A 17,661-nucleotide genomic window follows, 5' to 3' on the forward strand; every position below is an offset into this window, starting at 1 on the left:
CGGATTCAGGTCGAAGAGCCGATCTACATTCGGCCGGCCGAACGCGTGACCTGGCTGTAAGTTAAGTCAGGGTCGCTTCACTGGGGGCGGAGTTCCTTCGGGGCTCCGCCCCCTTTCATTTAACGGATCGGAATATTCATCCTGATATGGAGTCTCCGTCCGAAGGCATCCGCCTTGAAGCGCCTGGCCTGTTTGGCCCTACCCCACGCACGCTTCATCAGTCTTTCGGCTCAGCATACCGTGCCATCTGCGCACTTGACGGACATTAGAGCCTCCAGTACAGTGATTGCGTGATTCAGTCTCTCCACAGCGACGACTCCTACACCGAGGTATCCCAAGCGTGACCGGCCGTCCGCAGCACTCTACACCATTTGCTGCACAGGCGATTCCCTTTGACGAGTACCTCGCATCGGGAAAGATCCCTGAGGGGTTAATTACCAGCGAGTACATCGGGGAGCAATTCGTCGAGCGACTCGTGCACTACGTCCTGAGCGTCCCGGCGGGCAGCTACACCATGGCGCAGCTCAGCAGGATTCTTGAGCAGCTCGATCCGCGCACGCAGGTATTTTTCTTCAAGCGACTCAAGGAAAACAGTCCGGAGAGCCTCAAAGACTTTGCCCCGCTGTACTACGGTTTTATGAACGAATTCCATTCCCTCCTGTTCACCTAACACCTGGGCAAACAAAAAAAGACCTTGTCGCCCGACTATTCTCAGGTATAATCAAGACACACTCTTATGAGCCAAGGAGAACTATGAATCCCACGCTGCAACGCGCCGTGACGAGCTTCTACAATCTGGTTTACGAAGCTCAAACGTTTGCCACGACGATGGCCCGAATCGACACCGCTGAACAAGAACACTATGCTGGGCGCATCGAGGGGTTGAACTGGGTCCTGGACCGTTGCCAGGAACTCGAGGATATGGATGCCAACATTACCCCGACGACGCTGCAGCGAGTGCTGACCGAGGTCAAATCGGATCTGGACCACGAGCTGTCGGTTCAACGCCGAGAAAAGGGTCGTCGAGCCGATGGACGGGAGGAAGCGCTGACGTTTGTCGCCGATTACCTCTCCAGCCTGATTACGGCCACCGAGATTGAATCCGCGAAGACCTCCGTTTAGCCGCCTTTTGCTTCCACACAAGGCTTCTGCTTGTATGGCCTCCTCCGAGGGTGATGATGGCCCGTGAATGGATCATCTTCGCTATCTGTCTCGGATTAGGAGGCCATATTGCGCTTGCCGTCGTGCTTCACGCGCCGGATCTCTGGCCTTGGAGCAAGGCATGGCTGTACGGACTCCTCTCCGGTCTAGCCCTCTACGTCGTCGTCCAAGTCGTTCGTTCCCTCTGGTGGTTCCGCCGCGGAGACGCGGATGGGGATCATGAACCGCAGTAAGGCAGCCGTCCCAGTCTAAATCGGCGATAGGCCACCTGTTGCGCGCCCACTCATGCCCCAGTACAATGTCGACATGAATCGACGCTCTACTCAACCAGGATGGCCTCCGCAATCGGCACGCCCCGGAACGGGCGTGGGACAGCGGACCCAGAAGCCGCAAGGCCAGTACGATTCGTTTAATGCCTCACTGCTGTACTGCGCGACTTGCCGGCAGGCCACACCAACCCGCCAGAGATTGCTGCTGGTCTTGCCCAGCGGGAATCTTTACGAGTACCTCTGCGCGCACTGCGGCACCTCCACCGGATCGAAAACGGAATCGTCCTCAGACGGCGGCATTCTGGCGCCATAACTACCCTGCAGATACGCCACCGCGATCGTTCGCACCACGGTTTCAGCCAAATCACACCCCTTCGAAGGAGTGCTCCTAGGCCTGCTATATCGGGCAAATCGCTTTCGAGAGCTGTGGAGGCAAGACGTGGGAAGGAAGGCGCTAAGAGACTTGCTCGAGCGGAATACCTTCGTCAATCAACATGACGGGGATGTCCTCACGAACCGGATAGAGGATTTTTCGATCGGCTCGAATGAGACCACCATCCAGGCGTTCTGTCACCGGCTTCTGTGCCTTGTTCTTCAGGGTCCCATGATCGATGGCGTTATTGAGCTTCTGAATCAATGCATCTTCAGCAAGCACAACCACCTGCTTCGTGTCCGGGCAACACAGAATCGCCAACAATTCCTTATCGAGGTTCACCGATTTGCGGCTGTCTTCGGCCATCATGCATCCTAGGAAAAGGTTACAAACCCGCTTTCCACTAGAATCGAAACATATTCCAAATACAATGGGAGATCAAGAAGATATCAAATGCATGTGACATTTGATATCTTACATCCATCAATACCCTCTCAAATGCGGAAACTCTCTGAGGCTGTATGGCAGCGCCCCACCAGATTCACCGCCTCTTCTTCGCTGGCTTGTTGATCCTCGTCCCCGCCTGGGGAACATTTCTGATCCTATCCGCAATGGTCCGAACCCTCGACGCGCTGCTTTCCGATCTCCTCAGTGCACAATTGCAGGCCTACATACCAGGACTGGGTTTGCTGTTGCTGCTGACTCTCGTCATGAGCATCGGGGCAATCGCTACCCATGTGCTGGGACAACGGCTCTTCGCCTGGACCGAGGCCACCATGGAGCGGATTCCCATTATCCGCAGCATCTACCTCACGCTCAAGGGAATGACCGACCTGCTGAATTACCGTTCCCGTTTTGGCAATAGTGCGGTGGTCGCATTTCCATTCCCACGGGACGGTCTCTGGGCCTTGGGATTCGTGATGGGACCGCCGCCAACCTCTCTGAACGCCGCCACCGGCACCGACCTCATGATGGTGTTCGTTCCGACCGCCATCCACCCGTTCACGGGATATCTCGCGCTGGTCCCGAAACCCCAACTGCATCTCCTCAATCTTCTTCCGGAGGAAGCGTTGAAGATGGAATTCTCGGCCGGACTCTATCGACCGCTCGCCGGATGGCTGACCACACCGCCCCGGTTGCCCTGATGTCCAAATCCGTGCAAATCATGATTCGACCGGCCACGGAACAGGACGTGGACCAGTTGACGGCATTCAGCGCCGCCATGGCGAATGAAACGGAGCACCGTGTACTGGATCGAGCTCGCTTGCGAGCGGGAACGCTTGCCGTGATCCAGCAGCCCGAACGTGGCAAATTTTATGTCGCCGAAGTGACGAACGGGACGCAGCCTCAAATTGTCGGGCAATTGCTGATTACCTTCGAATGGAGTGATTGGAGGAATGCCCAATTTTGGTGGATCCAAAGCGTATACGTTCGACCGGACTGGCGGAGACGAGGTGTATACCGGCAAATGCATGAACGAATTCATGAACTGGCTCGGAGTCAATCCGACGTCTGTGGGCTTAGGCTTTACGTCGAACGCAACAATCAGACAGCCCAAGCGGCATACCGCACTCTGAAAATGGTCCGGACTCCGTACGAAATTTGGGAGGTGGATTTTGCTCTCTAGCAATCGCCGGGCTAAATCTTCGAGGTCATTCTCAGTTGCCGGCATCCTGGTCGTGGCGATCCTGACTTCGAGCTGTGCGTTTGTCCGAGGCAACTACGATGATAATTTCAGCCGGGAAGATGTGGAGAACATCAAGGTTGGGACATCGACCAGGCAGGAGGTGGCCAGCCTCCTGGGAGCGCCGGAGCGGGTCATCGAAGTGCATGGTCAGGAAATCTTTCACTATTACAACTACACTCTCAAATCTGGCACGGTGTTGTTCTTTTCCCGCACCAATATCGTGGGCAACGATCTGTACGTCTTCTTCGGCCAGGACGGTATTGTCCAGCAGGTCTTGTTCGGGCGGCAAAAGCCCCCGCCCAAGCTCCAATTCTGGCCGTTTGGAGACTAGAGAGCGATGCCTTCGACGCGGCAGCTGCTACCAATCATTCTCTGTCTCTTAGCCATTCTCCTAGAAGGCTGTCCCTTAGCCTGGAGACGCGCGACGCTCAATGACATCATTCGTCCAGAAGATGTCGCGTTTATTGTTCCTGGAACGACAACGATTTCCGAAGTCGTCAAGTATTTGGGGGCGCCGGGCAGCATACGGTCGGTGGACAACCGCACCGTCGTTCGCTATCACTTCTTGGACACCAAGTACTTCACTATCAATATCACCAAACCGCTGCCGTTTATCTTCCCGGCTATACAACTCGTGCCCAGCGATCTCTACCAGCTGACATTCACCGGTGGTGGATCAGGCACGGAGGAACTCCAGGTGGAGTTTGATAGAGATTGGGTGGTTGTGTACTACGCCTTTGCTCACCATCAGCAGGCCAGCCGCTACATCCCCTGACCGGCGTCCCGTGCGCCCGTCCTGATATTCCATTCACCGGTTGCGTCATCGCTCGCGAGCGATGCGCCTCATTGCCGGAATATATCCTGGTCGCTATAATGCCGCCATGGATTCAGATTCCGCTGACCGTGTCCCCTCATCTGATCCCCTCGTTCGCTCTACCTCGTATATCCCGGCGGATCGCGACACCGATTTTCTCCAACGGGACGAGTTGCGTCCATTGCGGCTCGGGCTGGAACTGCTCAAACCTGAGCTTCTGCAAAAGGAACACGGCATCCGGTCCACGATCGTGGTATTCGGAAGTTCCCGTGTCGCCGAACCGGCTGTTGCACGGGAAGAACTGGAGCGAACGCAGCGCGAAGCCGCTGCCGAACCGCTAAACGAACATGCTCAACACCAGGCCGCTGTCGCAAGGCAACGAGCGACCCTGTCCCAATACTATGGCATGGCGCGCGAATTCGGACGATTGGTCTCTTCGGCCTGCCAGCTTGACGGCCAGTGCGACTACGTCATCGTCACCGGCGGCGGACCGGGCATTATGGAAGCCGCAAATCGCGGAGCCTCCGATGCCGGCGCCAAGTCGATCGGTCTTAACATCACCCTGCCGCACGAACAGTTCCCGAATCCTTACATCACGCCGGATCTGTGCTTTCAGTTTCGATATTTCGCCCTACGGAAGATGCACTTTCTCCTTCGCGCCAAGGCCCTGGTGGTATTTCCGGGAGGGTTCGGCACGCTTGACGAGTTATTCGAGACCTTGACGCTGCTCCAGACGGGAAAAGTCACGGGAGTCACAGTCGTTTTGATCGGCCGTACATTCTGGGAACGCCTCATCAATTGGCGGATGCTGGCCGAGAACGGCCTGATCGGTCCAAGCGACCTTTCTTTGTTCCATTTCGCAGAATCGGCCCAAGAAGCCTGGGATCTCATCAGCCGCAATCATGGAGGGCCGTCGCGATGAAACTCTCGTTTCACGGTGCCGCTCGGTCGGTAACCGGTAGCCGCCATCTCCTCGAATTCCCCGGCCACCGTTTACTCTTGGATTGCGGCCTGTTTCAGGGACGGCGCCAAGAGGCCGACAAACTAAATCGATACCTAGGATTCGATCCGCGATCGATTCAATCCGTTCTGCTCTCCCATGCCCATATCGACCACTCCGGCGCCCTGCCGGTCTTGGCCAAACACCAATTCACCGGGCGAGTTCACGTCACGAGAGCCAGTGCTGACCTGGCCGCAGTCATGCTGGAGGACTCCGCACGTCTGCAGGAAAACGACTGCGCCTATCTCAATCGCAAAGAGGGCCGTAGGGGCAAAGGGTGCCTCCATCCGTTCTATGATTCACGGGACGCCAAAGCCATCGTGCGCAGGTTTGAGGGCGCCCGCTATGGAGACACCGTCAAGATCGCACCGCGCTTGACCGCCTCCTTTCATGACGCCGGCCATATCCTTGGGTCCGCCGCGATCCGGGTCAAATACTCTACGAAAGGCAACAGCACGACCGTCCTCTTTTCAGGCGACCTTGGCCGCTCGAGAATGCCGATTCTCCGAGACCCCGAACCGCCGCCCAGTTGCGACATCTTGATAATCGAGTCCACCTACGGCGATCGACTGCACGAGGAAGTCGGCGAGACGTTGACGCAGAAGGCTCAACAGCTCGTCGCACATGCCAGGGCGCATAACAGCAAAATCATCGTCCCGGCCTTTGCCGTCGGTCGTACGCAGGATTTGGTCATGCGCATCAAGGACCTCGTCGCGCAGGGCCGAATCGACCCACTCCCTATCTATATTGACTCGCCGCTCGCATCGAAGGCCACCGAGGTGTTTCGGAAACACCCGGAATGCTACGACGAGGAAACCCTGCGGACCTTCACCTCGCAAGGCGATCCCTTCGCGGCACGCTTCATCCGATACGTGTCGTCAGTTGAAGAGAGCAAGCGCCTGAACACCCTCAAGGGTCCTTGTGTAATCATCGCCTCCTCCGGCATGTGCGAAGGCGGCCGCATTCTCCACCACCTCAAGCACACGATTCAGGACGAAGCCAACATCATCGCGATTGTCGGGTTTCAAGCGGAACATACCCTGGGCCGGCGGCTTGTCGAAGGATGGGACGTCGTGCCGATCTTTGGGATTCCCACACCTCGGCGTGCCCGGGTCGTCGTATTCAATGGCCTCTCGGCCCACGCCGATCGTAATGATCTGCTCGCCTATGTGCGCGCCATTTCACCGGCGCCCGCGAAGGTCTTTGTCGTCCACGGTGAAGAGAAGCAAGCGCTTTCGCTTGGCGCCGCCATTCAAACCGAACATCCGCGGATGGAGGTAATCGTGCCATCATCCGGACCGGTTTACGACATCTGACCCCGAGGCGCCGAAGCCATCCGATCGTTCATGGTTGATACCGAGGAGTGAATGCTCATGACACGTTGGTACGCAGCTGTCGCCTCTGTCTGCCTCAGCCTCCTGGGCACGCCCAACACAGGATGGTCCATCGAGGGGATCCCCGCTGAGTCGACGGCAGTGCGCGAGCGACTCCGAGCCCTCGGCATTACAGTCGGGCATCTGCCGACAGGCCCCCTCAACGCTATTACGGATGTGGCCGGTATCCGGGTGGGACACATCACCCTTCAGCGCGGAGAGGGGCCACTTCAACCGGGAATCGGACCCGTGCGCACAGGCGTGACCGTCGTCATCCCCCGTGAGGATGTCTGGCACAAGAAGGTGCCAGCCGGCTCGTTCGTTCTGAATGGGACGGGAGAAATGACAGGACTCGCCTGGGTTGCGGAATCCGGCTTCCTCGAATACCCGATTGCCTTGACCAACACCCTCAACGTCCCGCGAGTGGCTAACGGCGTCATGAGCTGGATGATCCGGCAATATCCTGAAATCGGCATTACCGACGATACGCTCACGCCCATCGTTGCCGAGTGTGACGACAGCCGTCTGAACGACATTCAAGGTCGCCACGTCTCGGAGGCCGACGTGATGCGCGCCCTCGATGAAGCGACGGCCGGCCAGGTACCAGAGGGAAGTGTGGGAGCCGGTACGGGCATGATTTCCTACGGCTTCAAAGGAGGCATCGGCACCTCTTCACGAAAACTGCTCTCTGCCGACGGGGGATACACCGTGGGTGTGCTGGTCAACGCAAACCATGGGCGGCGCCCGGAATTGGTGGTCGACGGGATCCCGGTGGGCCGGCGCTACGAAGAACCGGCAGGCCGGACAGGAGCCGCGCCGGCTCTCCCCCCCGCTCTGCTGTCATCGGATGGCCCACTCCTCTCCGGCAGTGCCGAGGGGTCCATCATTGTGATCATCGCCACTGATGCCCCCCTCGATAGCCGGCAGCTGACACGGCTGGCCAAACGAGCCGCGCTGGGCCTGGCACGGACGGGCGCCACGGCGCGGCATGGGAGCGGCGACTTCATGCTGGCATTCTCCACCGCAAACGTGATCCCGCATTATCCGAAAGATGCCACCTTCAACATGACTCACTTGGCCGATACCCATTTGAATCCTCTCATCACAGCCACGATTGAAGCGACCGAGGAGGCCGTGCTTAACGCGCTGACTTCCGCAACGACAACCGTGGGAAGGGACGGCCATCGCGCCGAAGCCATCTCCCTGTCCCGCCTCCGCTCGCTCCTCGGATCCGAGGCGACTCACTAGCCGCAAAGCCTTGATGCAGTGGCCTGATGGCCCCTCACGGTCGCTTGCTTTTGCCGGGCCTGGTCGCTATTCTCCTACCTCGATTTTGCCGGAGGACATGAGGAACCATGGCTGACTATCATATCGGGGGCGGTCTGAATCTCATGACGGCGCTCGACAAAACAGGAAAGTTTTCCGAGTTTCTCAAGGAGCGTATGGTTCGGGCCTTAGAGACTCAGGACCCCACGGAATTGCATTACCTCCTGGCACAGCTCGACGATTTCCATTCGTATATGTGGCGGTACTATAAGAAATTGGCGACAGACCGGCCGGAACGGATGAACCCCGGAGTCTAGACCTCTCCATCGCACCAGTATTCACAATTTGTCTGCGAGACACCGCCGTGATTGCCGCTTCACCATCCACTTTGCGCATCGCCTCTGCCTTGAGCCGACAGACCGAGCCTCACGCGATCGCTGAAGAGCTGATTCGCACCGTCCGCGGCCAACTTGGTTCAGCACGTATCGACTTGGCCTTCCTGTTCCTCTCCGCGCACCACGCCGGCGAGGCGCAGACCCTCTCCTTAGCCATCCGGCAAGCCTTGAATCCTCAGACCCTGGTCGGTTGTACCGGAGAAGGCGTGATTGCGACGACGCAGGAAGTCGAGCAGGGACCGGCTGCAACCCTCTGGGCGGCGCACCTGCCGGAGGTATCGCTGCATCCCGTCAGACTCGCGTTTTCGAGCGTGCACGATCAGTTTTCCCTGAAGGAATGGCCGGAAGAGCAGTTCGGGGGCGGGCAATCTCCGGTATTCCTCCTTTTTGCAGATCCCTTCTCCACACCCATGCAGGACGTGCTGTCCTTGACGGAAGAACGGTATCCCAGGGCACTGGCCCTCGGAGGGTTGGCTGGGGGAGGCAAGGATCTCGGGGAAAATCGCCTGCTCCTGAACGATGAGGTCTATTCTGACGGTCTGGTCGGCGTCGCGTTGGCCGGACGTGTCTCGATTCGCACGATCATCTCCCAAGGCTGCCGACCCATCGGTGATCGATTCATCGTGACGAAGTCAGACCACAATGTGATCCATGAACTGGGTGGCGAGCCCGCCCTCTCCTGCCTGGAGAAGGTCTTCGCCGAATTGAGTTCGTCCGAACGAACCCTTGCACAGCGGGCACTCCATATCGGGATCGCAATGGATGAACACCGTGCGGAATTCGGACGCGGTGATTTCCTGGTCCGCAATCTCATCGGGGCCGACCAACAGACCGGCGCCGTGGTCATCGGTGACGTGGTACAAGAGGGACAGACGGTACAGTTTCAGGTCCGCGATGCGGATTCAGCCGATGAGGATCTCCGGCAATTATTGGCCGCTTCTCCCACGAGCGATCGCAACGCTCCCGTAGGCGCCTTGCTTTTCAGCTGCTGTGGACGCGGCCGTGGACTATTCGGCCATGCGGACCACGACGCCGCCGCAATTCGCGAACAACTGGGACAGATTCCGGTCTCAGGATTTTTTGCCCAAGGTGAGGTCGGACCGGTCGGCGGCCGCAATTTCCTTCACGGCTATACGGCCAGCATCGCGATTTTTTCGGAACCCGGCCCCTGACGGCTGATCGAACACGGGGCCCCGGCTTAGACGGACAGGGCCCCGCGAGGAACAAGGAGACAGGCATGATCACTCGTTTCCGTTTCATTGCATGGGGTATGGCAGCCGTTCTATTGACGGCAGGAGGAGGCGCATCCATGGCACAGTCTGAATCAGGCGGTAGCAATGCGGAAGTCACCACCGATTCCGGTTTGAAATACGTTGATCTGGTAGTTGGAACAGGACGGGAAGCGGCCGTGGGCAATTTGGCCACAGTCCACTACACCGGATGGTTGACGAACGGAAAGAAGTTCGACAGTTCAGTCGACCGCCGAGAGCCATTCTCGTTCCCCCTGGGCGGCGGCAAGGTCATTCGCGGATGGGATGAGGGTGTGGTCGGCATGAAGGTGGGTGGAAAGCGAAAGCTCACGATCCCGCCTCAATTGGGGTACGGAGCCAGGGGAGCCGGGGGAGTCATTCCGCCGAACGCCACCTTGGTCTTCGATGTGGAGCTCTTGGAAGTCCGATAGGCCGGGACTACGATGAAACACACCGTCTTGATCGACGCCCATCGTGCCGCCCAAGCCAAGCTGGTCGACTTCGCCGGCTGGGAAATGCCGATCCAATACAGCGGAGTCCTCGACGAGTACCACACGGTCCGCGCCAAAGCCGGCTTGTTTGATGTGAGCCACATGGGCCGGATCAGCGTCACCGGCCCCGGATCATTGGCTTTCCTGCAATACGTTACGACGAACGACGTCGCCAAGGTCTCCCTCGGGCAGTCGCAATATTCAATGATCTGCGCGCCGGACGGAGGTATCAAGGACGACATTTTCATCTATCACGTCAAACCGTATGAGTTTCTCGTCTGCGTCAACGCCTCGAACCGCGAGAAAATCGTCGCCTGGCTGCGTGAGAAAGTTGCCCATGCCCAAGGCTGTCGGGTGCAAGACCGCTCGGCGGAATTGGCCCAGATCGCCATCCAAGGCCCTGCCTCTCGGGACATCCTCGCAGCCGCCGGCGTCTCGACCATCGCCGATCTGAAACTGCGGCATTGCATGGAGACCCATGCATTCGAAACTCCGCTCTTGCTGACACGAACCGGGTATACAGGGGAGTTGGGCTACGAACTCTACCTCGGGACTGCTCAGGCAGAGGGAGTGTGGAACCGTCTTCTCCAAGTCGGCAAGCCGCAAGGGATAAAGCCAGCCGGATTGGGGGCTCGCGATCTGCTGCGCCTCGACATGGCCTACTTGCTATACGGCAACGACATGGATGAGCAGACGACACCGTTGGAAGCAAGCGCAGAGTGGGTCGTGAGTTTTAACAAGGGAGATTTCATCGGTCGAGCCAAACTGTTGGACCAGCAAACGCAGGGCCTCTCACGGCGTCTGATCGGTTTCGAACTGGTGGAGAAGGGGGTGCCTCGACACGGATTCCCGATTCACCCTCAACAAGGTGACGGGGCGAAGATCGGTGAGGTGACCAGTGGAAATCTGTCTCCGTTGCTTCAGAAGGGAATCGGCATGGGGTATCTTCCTCCGGCGCTCGCAACGCCAGGCACTGCGATTACAATCGATATCCGAGGCAAGGCCTGTCCCGCAGTTGTCGTGAAAACCCCCTTCTATAGAAAACCCAAGAGCTAATGGCAGATGGCGTACGGCACAAGCGGGAAAACCTGTCGAGTTCTCTCATGCCAAAAGCTATTTGCTATAGGCCATTCGCTCATATGACCAAGAACATTTATAACGGCAAAGTCGTCACGCTCAATGTCGACACGGTTCGCCTGCCGAATGGTGTCACGATTGATCTGGAAGTGATTCGACACCCCGGGGCGGCAGCGGTGGTCCCCCTCAAGGCCGACGGAACCGTCGTGCTAATCCGTCAGTTTCGCCATGCCGCAGGCGGGTTCATCTACGAAATTCCGGCAGGAAAGCTGCACCGGGGCGAAGATCCGCTGGAATGTGCCGGCCGAGAATTGGAAGAAGAGATCGGCTATCGAGCCGGGCGGTTCGACTTGCTCTCGAGCATTTTCACCGCGCCGGGATTTGCGGATGAAGTCATCCACGTATACCTGGCAACCGAGCTCGTGAAAGGCGTACAGAATCTCGATCAGGACGAAGTCCTGGAAATCGTCGAGATGCCGTTACGTGAGGCGATTGGGAAAATCCAAGACGGATCGATCCGAGACGCGAAGACGATTGTGGGATTGCAGGCGGTCTATATCCAACAGACCTGCGGTAGGTGAAGGACCGGAGAGGTCTCCCGCCACGAAGGAGGGAGACCCCCCAAGCCAGCTAGCCTCGCCAAGAGACTTCGAGTTAGTTCTTCTTCTTCTCTTCCTTCTTCTTCTCCTCGCCAAACACCGTCTGGCTCAGATGTCCGCCCTTCTTCTCTTCCTTCTTCTTATCCTCACCCGCGAAGGAAGGAGCGCTGAACGCGACCAGCATCGCGACTGCCATCACCGACAAGATCAGCTTCTGCATGCTACGTCACCCCCTTTCAGATTTGGTTTGTCGTTACCGACGGCTCTGCGTATGAGCAAACTCCTTGCCGAATACCATGCGCACCTAACTCATTGTTTTTCTTCGGAGCAGATAAATGGAGCGCGATCACGCTCTTGCGAGACCTCGTGAATCTTGTGGCAAAATGGTGAGGTTCACACTAAACCGCCTCATCCACGTTCCAGTCCAGGCGAAAGCGGGAATCTATGGATACCGGAAGACGTGATACCTCTTCTTCGGTGATGACACCTGAACCGCTTCACTATCCAGTCATCCCCGCTTTTCCCCTTCTGCCGGACTACCTCGCATCTCATCTACGAGTGGTGTTCATCGGCATCAATCCTGGACTACGCTCTGCGGCAGTGGGCCATCACTACGCCGGACCGTCGAATCGATTTTGGAAGCTCCTGCATGAGGCGCGGCTGGTTTCCAAACCGTTGACCTATCGCGAGGACGCACAGGTACTCCATTGGGGAATCGGGCTCACAAACATGGCAGGGCGCCCAACCGGCGGCAGCAACGAACTGCTACCAACCGACTATGAACGGGGTCGGATTGAACTCGTTGAGAAAATCACACGGTTTCAACCCCAGGCGGTGGCTCTCTTGGGAATTACCCTGTATCCCAAACTCTTTCCAGACCGGGGAAAGCCCCCTCGACCGAGCCTTGGACTCCAACGAGAACTCCTCGGTCACAGCCATGTATTTCTCTTACCGAACCCAAGTGGGCGCAACGCCGGCTATTCCTATGGGTCGATGTTGGAAGGGTTTCAGCAACTAGCCCGATGGTTGGCGGAAAACCCTCCGCAGCAGTGAGTATTGCGAGTGGATCAGATTCAATTGCGAGACACCTGTGGCCCGAGCGTGGCGGACTGGACACGGAGCCGCCTGCGCAGAGACTTTTGGGCTCAAAGCAGCTGCTTGCAATTCCTCTGGTTCGCGGTACTATTCTCGAATGGCATTTGGCATCAGAGTTGCTGTAAATTATTTAGTTTCTGAAGGACCTACTTCCACCGAGGGACGAATCGTGAAGCGCGCCTGTCTTACCTCCGGATGTCTCGCTACCCTGTTGTTCGTGGCGGGACAGGCCTATGCAGCCGGTTCTGTGCAGGAATATACCTCCCAAGCGATGAACGAATGTGATCTTGGAAGACGCGCGGAAGACCGAACGTCCAGAGTCGACCACTTCGAAAAGGGTCAAGCCTACGGCGAACAAGCGGTGGCCGCAGATGATCACTCCCCCGCCGCTCATTTTTCCCTGTTTTGCAACCTCGGGGAACTCATGCGAATCGATGGCGAGACCAGCATCGCCTCAGTGCTTGGCTTTCGAAGAATGATGAAGGAGCTGAACCGGACTCTCGAATTGTCTCCCGATCATTTGGATGCCCTATCCGCTAAGGGCACGTTCCTGGTTCGCTTGCCGGGCTTGCTGGGTGGGGATAGAGACAAGGGCGAGGCCCTGCTTCGCCAAGTCATCGAACGGGAGCCGATGGCGGTCAACGCCCGTCTCAGCTTGGCAAAAAGTTACTGCGCTGGCGGACGACACGAAGAAGCCATCACGTTGGCGGCCAAAGCGCTCGACCTGGCACAGTCCCTCCAACGAGCCGACTTCATCCCGGAAGCCCGTCGGGTCTTGGCTCAACTTCGAGCTCAGGCCGTCAAAGGCAACTAGCTTTCCCACGCACTGCCCCAATCACGTCTGAATCGGCTACCCGCTCCGCAAGTCATACAACGCGTCGATCACCCGCTGCACTTCCTCCGGACTGTTGAGCAACCCAGGCGCCAGTCTGGCGTAATGCGTGGCGTAGGGCGTTACGCTGCCCACGATGGCCCGTTGGCGTAACCGCTCAACGACGACACCTGGGCTCAGGCCCCGAACTTCAAAACAGACGATCCCGGCCGACAGCTCCTGGCTCAGTGGAGTGTGGAGCGTCACATGGGACATGCCTGCCATGGCGGTCTTGAGCTGGACATTCAAGCTGTATATGCGATCACGAACGCGCTTCTTCCCGATGGCCTCATGGAAAGCAAATGCGTGATCCAAGGCCCACCGATGTTCGAAGGAATGAAATCCGCCCGGTGTCATGGCGACGGACCGCGGGAGAGGACGCGCCGGTAGATCCTGCGTCCACATGTCGTAGGCCTCGGTATTGAACGTGGGGATGATGGGGTTCGCGATCGGCCAGGCGCGCGGATGGCCCCAGACTAAACCGGTGCCTCGAGGCCCAAACATCCATTTATGGGTGCCGGCAATAAAGAAGTCACATCCCACTTCAGGCAGCCGAATATCTTCCACCCCCAAAGCGTGAACGCCGTCGACGCAGAAGATGAGGCGGTCTGCTTCCGTCCGTCGCATATTTACCTGTGCGAGCGCCGCCGCCATGTCGCGAATCGGCAACTTCAATCCCGTGCCCGAATGGACCCAGGTCACGGCCACAATCCTGGTCGCTGGACGGACTTCACGGAGCAACGTTTCGACCAGTTCGTCCTTCGAAACAGCGTGGAGGTCACGGTACAACGGCACCTGTCTGACCGTCGCACCGGTACGCTCCGCCCGGTGGCGGAGAGACATGTCGGTCGAGTAGTGATCGTGAGTAGTGGTCAGAATTTCATGGCCTGAGTGAACCGCAAGCCCGCCGTATAACAAGCCCAACCCCATCGTCGTGCTGTCCGTCAGGGCAATCTCTGTCGGATCCACGCCCAAGTATTCCCCAGCGGCTCGCAATACGGAGGCTTCCGCCGATGCCTCGTGCTCCAACCAATATCCGATGGGATCTGCATCGAATCCTCTTCGGTGCCGCTCGATCGCGGCGGACACCGCAGCAGGATGAGACGCAAGAAAGAAACCGGCCATGTGAATGAGGGCGGGGTTCAACGAGAACTGCGCTCGAATCAGCCCCCACGAGCGCGCCCCTTCACGCGAGAGGGAAGACGCACCGGCAGCGAACGCTGAACCGGAACGCGCCAGAAGCATTGCACCGAGCGCCAAACCTGTCCGAGTCAGGGCCTGGCGTCGATTAATCATGTCCATCGCAGGTCCTCTCATGGGCACGATATGAGGAGAGACCGGAATTCCTCACGCTGCTCACCCATCGGTCAGGAGGGAAGACGGCGGGAACCGCATCGGCGAAGTTCTTCTATCTCTCGCCTGCTCGGTATGGCCTCTTGCGCTCCCCGCTTCGTCGTCGCGAGTGCCCCCGCCGCAGCACCGATTTCAATGGCCGTCTCCATGGACTCGCCATCGGCAAGCGCACAGGCCAACGCCCCGTTGAATGCGTCTCCCGCGCCGGTCGAATCGATGGTGTCGACGACGAAGGCGGGACAGCGCCGGGTATCCTGACGGCCAACCAGCAAGGCGCCTTCTGCGCCGCAAGTGACAATGACGCTCCCGGCACCACGCTTCACAAGTATTTTCGCCGCGTCCTCGGGATGAGGCTGACCGGCGAGCACCTGCACCTCTGCGGTATTGGGCGTCAACACATCCACCAAGCTCAAGAGATCGGAAGACAAGGGACGGGCTGGAGCCGGGTTCAAGACCGTCATGAGTCGGTTGCGTCGGGCGAGAGTCAGCGCCTCGTGGATTGTCGCCGACTCGATTTCCATCTGCACAAGCAGCACCCGGGAACCGGCCATGAGCGTAGCGGCCCGCCGCACATCCTCTGCCGTGAGCAACCGATTGCTGCCCGGGACGACGGCAATCTGATTGTTCCCCTTGTTGTCGATCCAGACGAACGCGACGCCGCTGGCCGCCTTGTGATCCCGCAGGATCGCCGTAAGGGGCAATCCCTGAGCCGAGAAGTGACGCTCCAATAGTTTTCCATTGGCGTCGGCTCCAAGCTTCGTCAGGAACACCACATCCGCCCCGGCCCGTTTGGCCGCCACCGCCTGATTGGCTCCCTTACCGCCAAACGACTGGACGACATCCCTGGCCATGACCGTCTCGCCTGGTCTGGGAAGCCGTTCCACCGAGACGGTATAGTCGATGTTGCTGGAACCGACAACTATGACTTTGGACATAGGCGATTGCGAATGACAGCCGCCGCCCGATCGACATCCACATCCACCGCGACTCGAACGTTCGGGCGAGACTTGTATTCCGGCTTCAAGGCCCGCCGGTCGGCGATGGTCATACCGCGCGTGACCCGCCCGGTTGTTTCCACTGCCACGTGCATCGGCTCAAATTTGAACAGCGTCGGATCAATCGCTGCAAGCACCGCCAGCGGGTCATGGAAATAGAGGCCCCCGTGCCCTTCCACCTTTTCGGCAAAATCAAAGGCGCGGCCCGTCACGTCGACAAGAAATCTCGCAAGCGGATCACGGGACTCGGCGGCCCAGGCCGCCACCGCGGCACGATCCGCCCTCACTCTGTGGGTGACATCCAATGGGACCAACGTGGTCGGCAGGGAGGCCTGGAGAATCCGGGACGCGGCATGAGGGTCTACATACATATTGAATTCGGCTCCGGGTGCGACATTCCCAGCCACACCCACCGCCCCTCCCATCACGATGATCGAGTGAAATCGCTGCACGAGGGCTGGACTCACCCTCAGCGCAACCGCAAGGTTGGTCAACGGACCAAGCATGATGAGGGAGAGCCCGGAGGGATATCGACGCAGAGACTCGTTCCAGACTTCTTGCGCGGTGGAAAGGACACTCGGCAAACGCGGTTGAGGGTACCGTGGCGCACCCTGCGCGTCCAGGAATTGATCCAAGTCTCCCAGCCCATCGCTTCCATGGACCTGGGTGGCCGTCACCAACTCTTCTTCAAGAGGTCGCGCCGCCCCCTGCCCAAGGAGCAGGGAGGGTGGCGTCTTCACCAGACTCAGAACACGAAGGAGATTTCTTGTGGCTTGGCCGACCGGAACATTTCCACAAGTCGTCGTGATGCCCACCACCTCGAGTTCTGGCGAGGTGACGGCCAACAGGATGGCTATTGCATCGTCAGCGCCTGGATCTGTGTCGATGACGACCCGAGTGGGAGGAAATCCTGCCATCATGTCCGGTCACAATCCCGCGTGGGCGGCCATTAGCAAACGGTCAGCGGTAGAACCGTTCCGTCATAAGGGAGCCGCCTCTCCCGTGCTCTTCTGCCCTGCACTCTCAAACCGCGTCGTGCGCTGCAAGGCCTGCAACACCGTTTCATTCGTGGACAATTCGTCAACGGGCCCCATGATGAAATACATCACACAGACATCGTCCGGACCGAACACGGCCAGTGCTTGCCCGACCATGCCTTCGCCTGAGTAGGACCGGCCGATCGCTTCATTTGTCTCCTTCAGCGATCCGGCTGGTACAAATGCGAGTCCGTGCAGGAGAGACAGGGGCTCTTCGAGTTGTGCGCGAATCGCATCGCGCGTCATATTTCGAAGAGGGAAAATAAGTCCAAGACTTTGCCCGTCCACAGACATCAGCAGCGGCGAATCGGCTTCAGGTGGACGACTACTTTTCCAAGCATCCGGAACGGCAAACGACCAACCGGTCGGCGAGATCAGCAATCTCGTCCCAGCACCGTAGACCTGGCCCGGCTCGGCTTGAACAGGTAGATCAGTGGAAGGAACCTCGGCTTCCTTCGGATGGAAGGCTGAACCGGATTCCGGCTGTAGCTCTCCAGGCCATGCAACCGTCGCCCCCACAGAGATTCCGGCGACGACGAACAGCAACCCGGAGGT

At 58.5% G+C, this 17,661-nt stretch carries 24 protein-coding genes; 18 read left to right on the forward strand and 6 right to left on the reverse strand.

Going from position 1 to position 17,661, the window contains the following annotated elements; translation table 11 throughout:
• The first annotated feature begins 340 nt into the window (after positions 1–340).
• From KF814_15375 to KF814_15390, 4 genes are all read left to right on the forward strand, one after another.
• A complete protein-coding gene (locus tag KF814_15375) occupies positions 341–670 on the forward strand; it encodes a hypothetical protein (GenBank protein MBX3237530.1) in 330 nt (109 codons plus the stop codon).
• 83 nt (positions 671–753) lie between these two features.
• A complete protein-coding gene (locus KF814_15380; protein MBX3237531.1) occupies positions 754–1,122 on the forward strand; it encodes a hypothetical protein in 369 nt (122 codons plus the stop codon).
• 53 nt (positions 1,123–1,175) lie between these two features.
• Positions 1,176–1,394, forward strand: a complete 219-nt coding sequence (locus tag KF814_15385) for a hypothetical protein (protein MBX3237532.1) — start codon at positions 1,176–1,178, stop codon at positions 1,392–1,394.
• A gap of 133 nt (positions 1,395–1,527) precedes the next feature.
• Positions 1,528–1,743: a hypothetical protein gene (locus KF814_15390; GenBank protein MBX3237533.1), complete on the forward strand. Its 216-nt coding sequence runs from the start codon at positions 1,528–1,530 to the stop codon at positions 1,741–1,743.
• 141 nt (positions 1,744–1,884) lie between these two features.
• Here KF814_15390 and KF814_15395 read toward each other — a convergent pair whose 3' ends face one another.
• A complete protein-coding gene (locus KF814_15395) occupies positions 1,885–2,172 on the reverse strand; it encodes a hypothetical protein (protein ID MBX3237534.1) in 288 nt (95 codons plus the stop codon).
• 152 nt (positions 2,173–2,324) lie between these two features.
• Between KF814_15395 and KF814_15400 the strand changes: the two genes are divergently transcribed.
• The 12 genes from KF814_15400 to KF814_15455 all read left to right on the forward strand — a co-directional run bounded on the left by KF814_15400 (position 2,325) and on the right by KF814_15455 (position 11,737).
• A complete protein-coding gene (locus KF814_15400) occupies positions 2,325–2,948 on the forward strand; it encodes a DUF502 domain-containing protein (GenBank protein ID MBX3237535.1) in 624 nt (207 codons plus the stop codon).
• Positions 2,948–3,430 carry a GNAT family N-acetyltransferase gene (locus tag KF814_15405; GenBank protein ID MBX3237536.1) on the forward strand — a complete coding sequence of 161 codons (483 nt, stop codon included), beginning with the start codon at positions 2,948–2,950 and terminating at the stop codon, positions 3,428–3,430. Before KF814_15400 ends, KF814_15405 begins: the two co-directional genes overlap by 1 nt.
• The gene (gene bamE, locus KF814_15410) at positions 3,420–3,821 is read left to right on the forward strand and encodes an outer membrane protein assembly factor BamE (protein MBX3237537.1); all 402 of its coding nucleotides are present in this window, start codon (positions 3,420–3,422) and stop codon (positions 3,819–3,821) included. Before KF814_15405 ends, bamE begins: the two co-directional genes overlap by 11 nt.
• Positions 3,822–3,827: 6 nt before the next feature.
• Positions 3,828–4,265, forward strand: a complete 438-nt coding sequence (locus KF814_15415) for a hypothetical protein (GenBank protein MBX3237538.1) — start codon at positions 3,828–3,830, stop codon at positions 4,263–4,265.
• 106 nt (positions 4,266–4,371) lie between these two features.
• A complete protein-coding gene (locus KF814_15420) occupies positions 4,372–5,226 on the forward strand; it encodes a TIGR00730 family Rossman fold protein (protein MBX3237539.1) in 855 nt (284 codons plus the stop codon).
• On the forward strand, positions 5,223–6,620 hold the full coding sequence (locus KF814_15425) for an MBL fold metallo-hydrolase (protein ID MBX3237540.1): 1,398 nt from the start codon (positions 5,223–5,225) through the stop codon (positions 6,618–6,620). The genes KF814_15420 and KF814_15425 overlap by 4 nt, the downstream gene beginning before the upstream one ends.
• A gap of 57 nt (positions 6,621–6,677) precedes the next feature.
• Positions 6,678–7,925 (forward strand): P1 family peptidase, encoded by a 1,248-nt coding sequence (locus KF814_15430; GenBank protein ID MBX3237541.1) that lies wholly within the window; start codon positions 6,678–6,680, stop codon positions 7,923–7,925.
• Positions 7,926–8,032: 107 nt separating this feature from the next.
• On the forward strand, positions 8,033–8,260 hold the full coding sequence (locus tag KF814_15435) for a hypothetical protein (protein ID MBX3237542.1): 228 nt from the start codon (positions 8,033–8,035) through the stop codon (positions 8,258–8,260).
• Positions 8,261–8,307: 47 nt separating this feature from the next.
• A complete protein-coding gene (locus KF814_15440; GenBank protein ID MBX3237543.1) occupies positions 8,308–9,510 on the forward strand; it encodes an FIST C-terminal domain-containing protein in 1,203 nt (400 codons plus the stop codon).
• A gap of 137 nt (positions 9,511–9,647) precedes the next feature.
• Positions 9,648–10,019: an FKBP-type peptidyl-prolyl cis-trans isomerase gene (locus KF814_15445; GenBank protein MBX3237544.1), complete on the forward strand. Its 372-nt coding sequence runs from the start codon at positions 9,648–9,650 to the stop codon at positions 10,017–10,019.
• A gap of 12 nt (positions 10,020–10,031) precedes the next feature.
• The gene (gene gcvT / locus KF814_15450; protein MBX3237545.1) at positions 10,032–11,135 is read left to right on the forward strand and encodes a glycine cleavage system aminomethyltransferase GcvT; all 1,104 of its coding nucleotides are present in this window, start codon (positions 10,032–10,034) and stop codon (positions 11,133–11,135) included.
• A gap of 83 nt (positions 11,136–11,218) precedes the next feature.
• On the forward strand, positions 11,219–11,737 hold the full coding sequence (locus tag KF814_15455; protein MBX3237546.1) for an NUDIX hydrolase: 519 nt from the start codon (positions 11,219–11,221) through the stop codon (positions 11,735–11,737).
• A gap of 73 nt (positions 11,738–11,810) precedes the next feature.
• Here the strand turns inward: KF814_15455 and KF814_15460 are convergent, their stop codons facing one another.
• Positions 11,811–11,975 carry a hypothetical protein gene (locus KF814_15460; GenBank protein MBX3237547.1) on the reverse strand — a complete coding sequence of 55 codons (165 nt, stop codon included), beginning with the start codon at positions 11,973–11,975 and terminating at the stop codon, positions 11,811–11,813.
• Positions 11,976–12,235: 260 nt separating this feature from the next.
• Here KF814_15460 and KF814_15465 point away from each other — a divergent pair, with 260 nt between their 5' ends.
• A complete protein-coding gene (locus KF814_15465) occupies positions 12,236–12,808 on the forward strand; it encodes a mismatch-specific DNA-glycosylase (GenBank protein ID MBX3237548.1) in 573 nt (190 codons plus the stop codon).
• A 211-nt stretch (positions 12,809–13,019) separates the two neighbouring features.
• Complete coding sequence (locus KF814_15470; protein MBX3237549.1) at positions 13,020–13,664, forward strand: hypothetical protein; 645 nt, start codon at positions 13,020–13,022, stop codon at positions 13,662–13,664.
• 36 nt (positions 13,665–13,700) lie between these two features.
• Here KF814_15470 and KF814_15475 read toward each other — a convergent pair whose 3' ends face one another.
• The 4 genes from KF814_15475 to KF814_15490 form a co-directional block, all read right to left on the reverse strand.
• Entirely contained in the window at positions 13,701–15,023 is a 1,323-nt protein-coding gene (locus tag KF814_15475) for an aminotransferase class V-fold PLP-dependent enzyme (GenBank protein ID MBX3237550.1), read from the reverse strand.
• Positions 15,024–15,088: 65 nt separating this feature from the next.
• A complete protein-coding gene (gene rbsK, locus KF814_15480; protein MBX3237551.1) occupies positions 15,089–16,009 on the reverse strand; it encodes a ribokinase in 921 nt (306 codons plus the stop codon).
• Positions 15,994–16,989, reverse strand: coding sequence for a nucleoside hydrolase (locus KF814_15485; protein MBX3237552.1), 996 nt, complete (start codon positions 16,987–16,989; stop codon positions 15,994–15,996). Before KF814_15485 ends, rbsK begins: the two co-directional genes overlap by 16 nt.
• A gap of 60 nt (positions 16,990–17,049) precedes the next feature.
• Entirely contained in the window at positions 17,050–17,625 is a 576-nt protein-coding gene (locus tag KF814_15490) for a hypothetical protein (GenBank protein MBX3237553.1), read from the reverse strand.
• Positions 17,626–17,661: the final 36 nt, after the last annotated feature.

This window comes from Nitrospiraceae bacterium, assembly GCA_019637075.1.
Taxonomy (GTDB): domain Bacteria; phylum Nitrospirota; class Nitrospiria; order Nitrospirales; family Nitrospiraceae; genus JAHBWI01.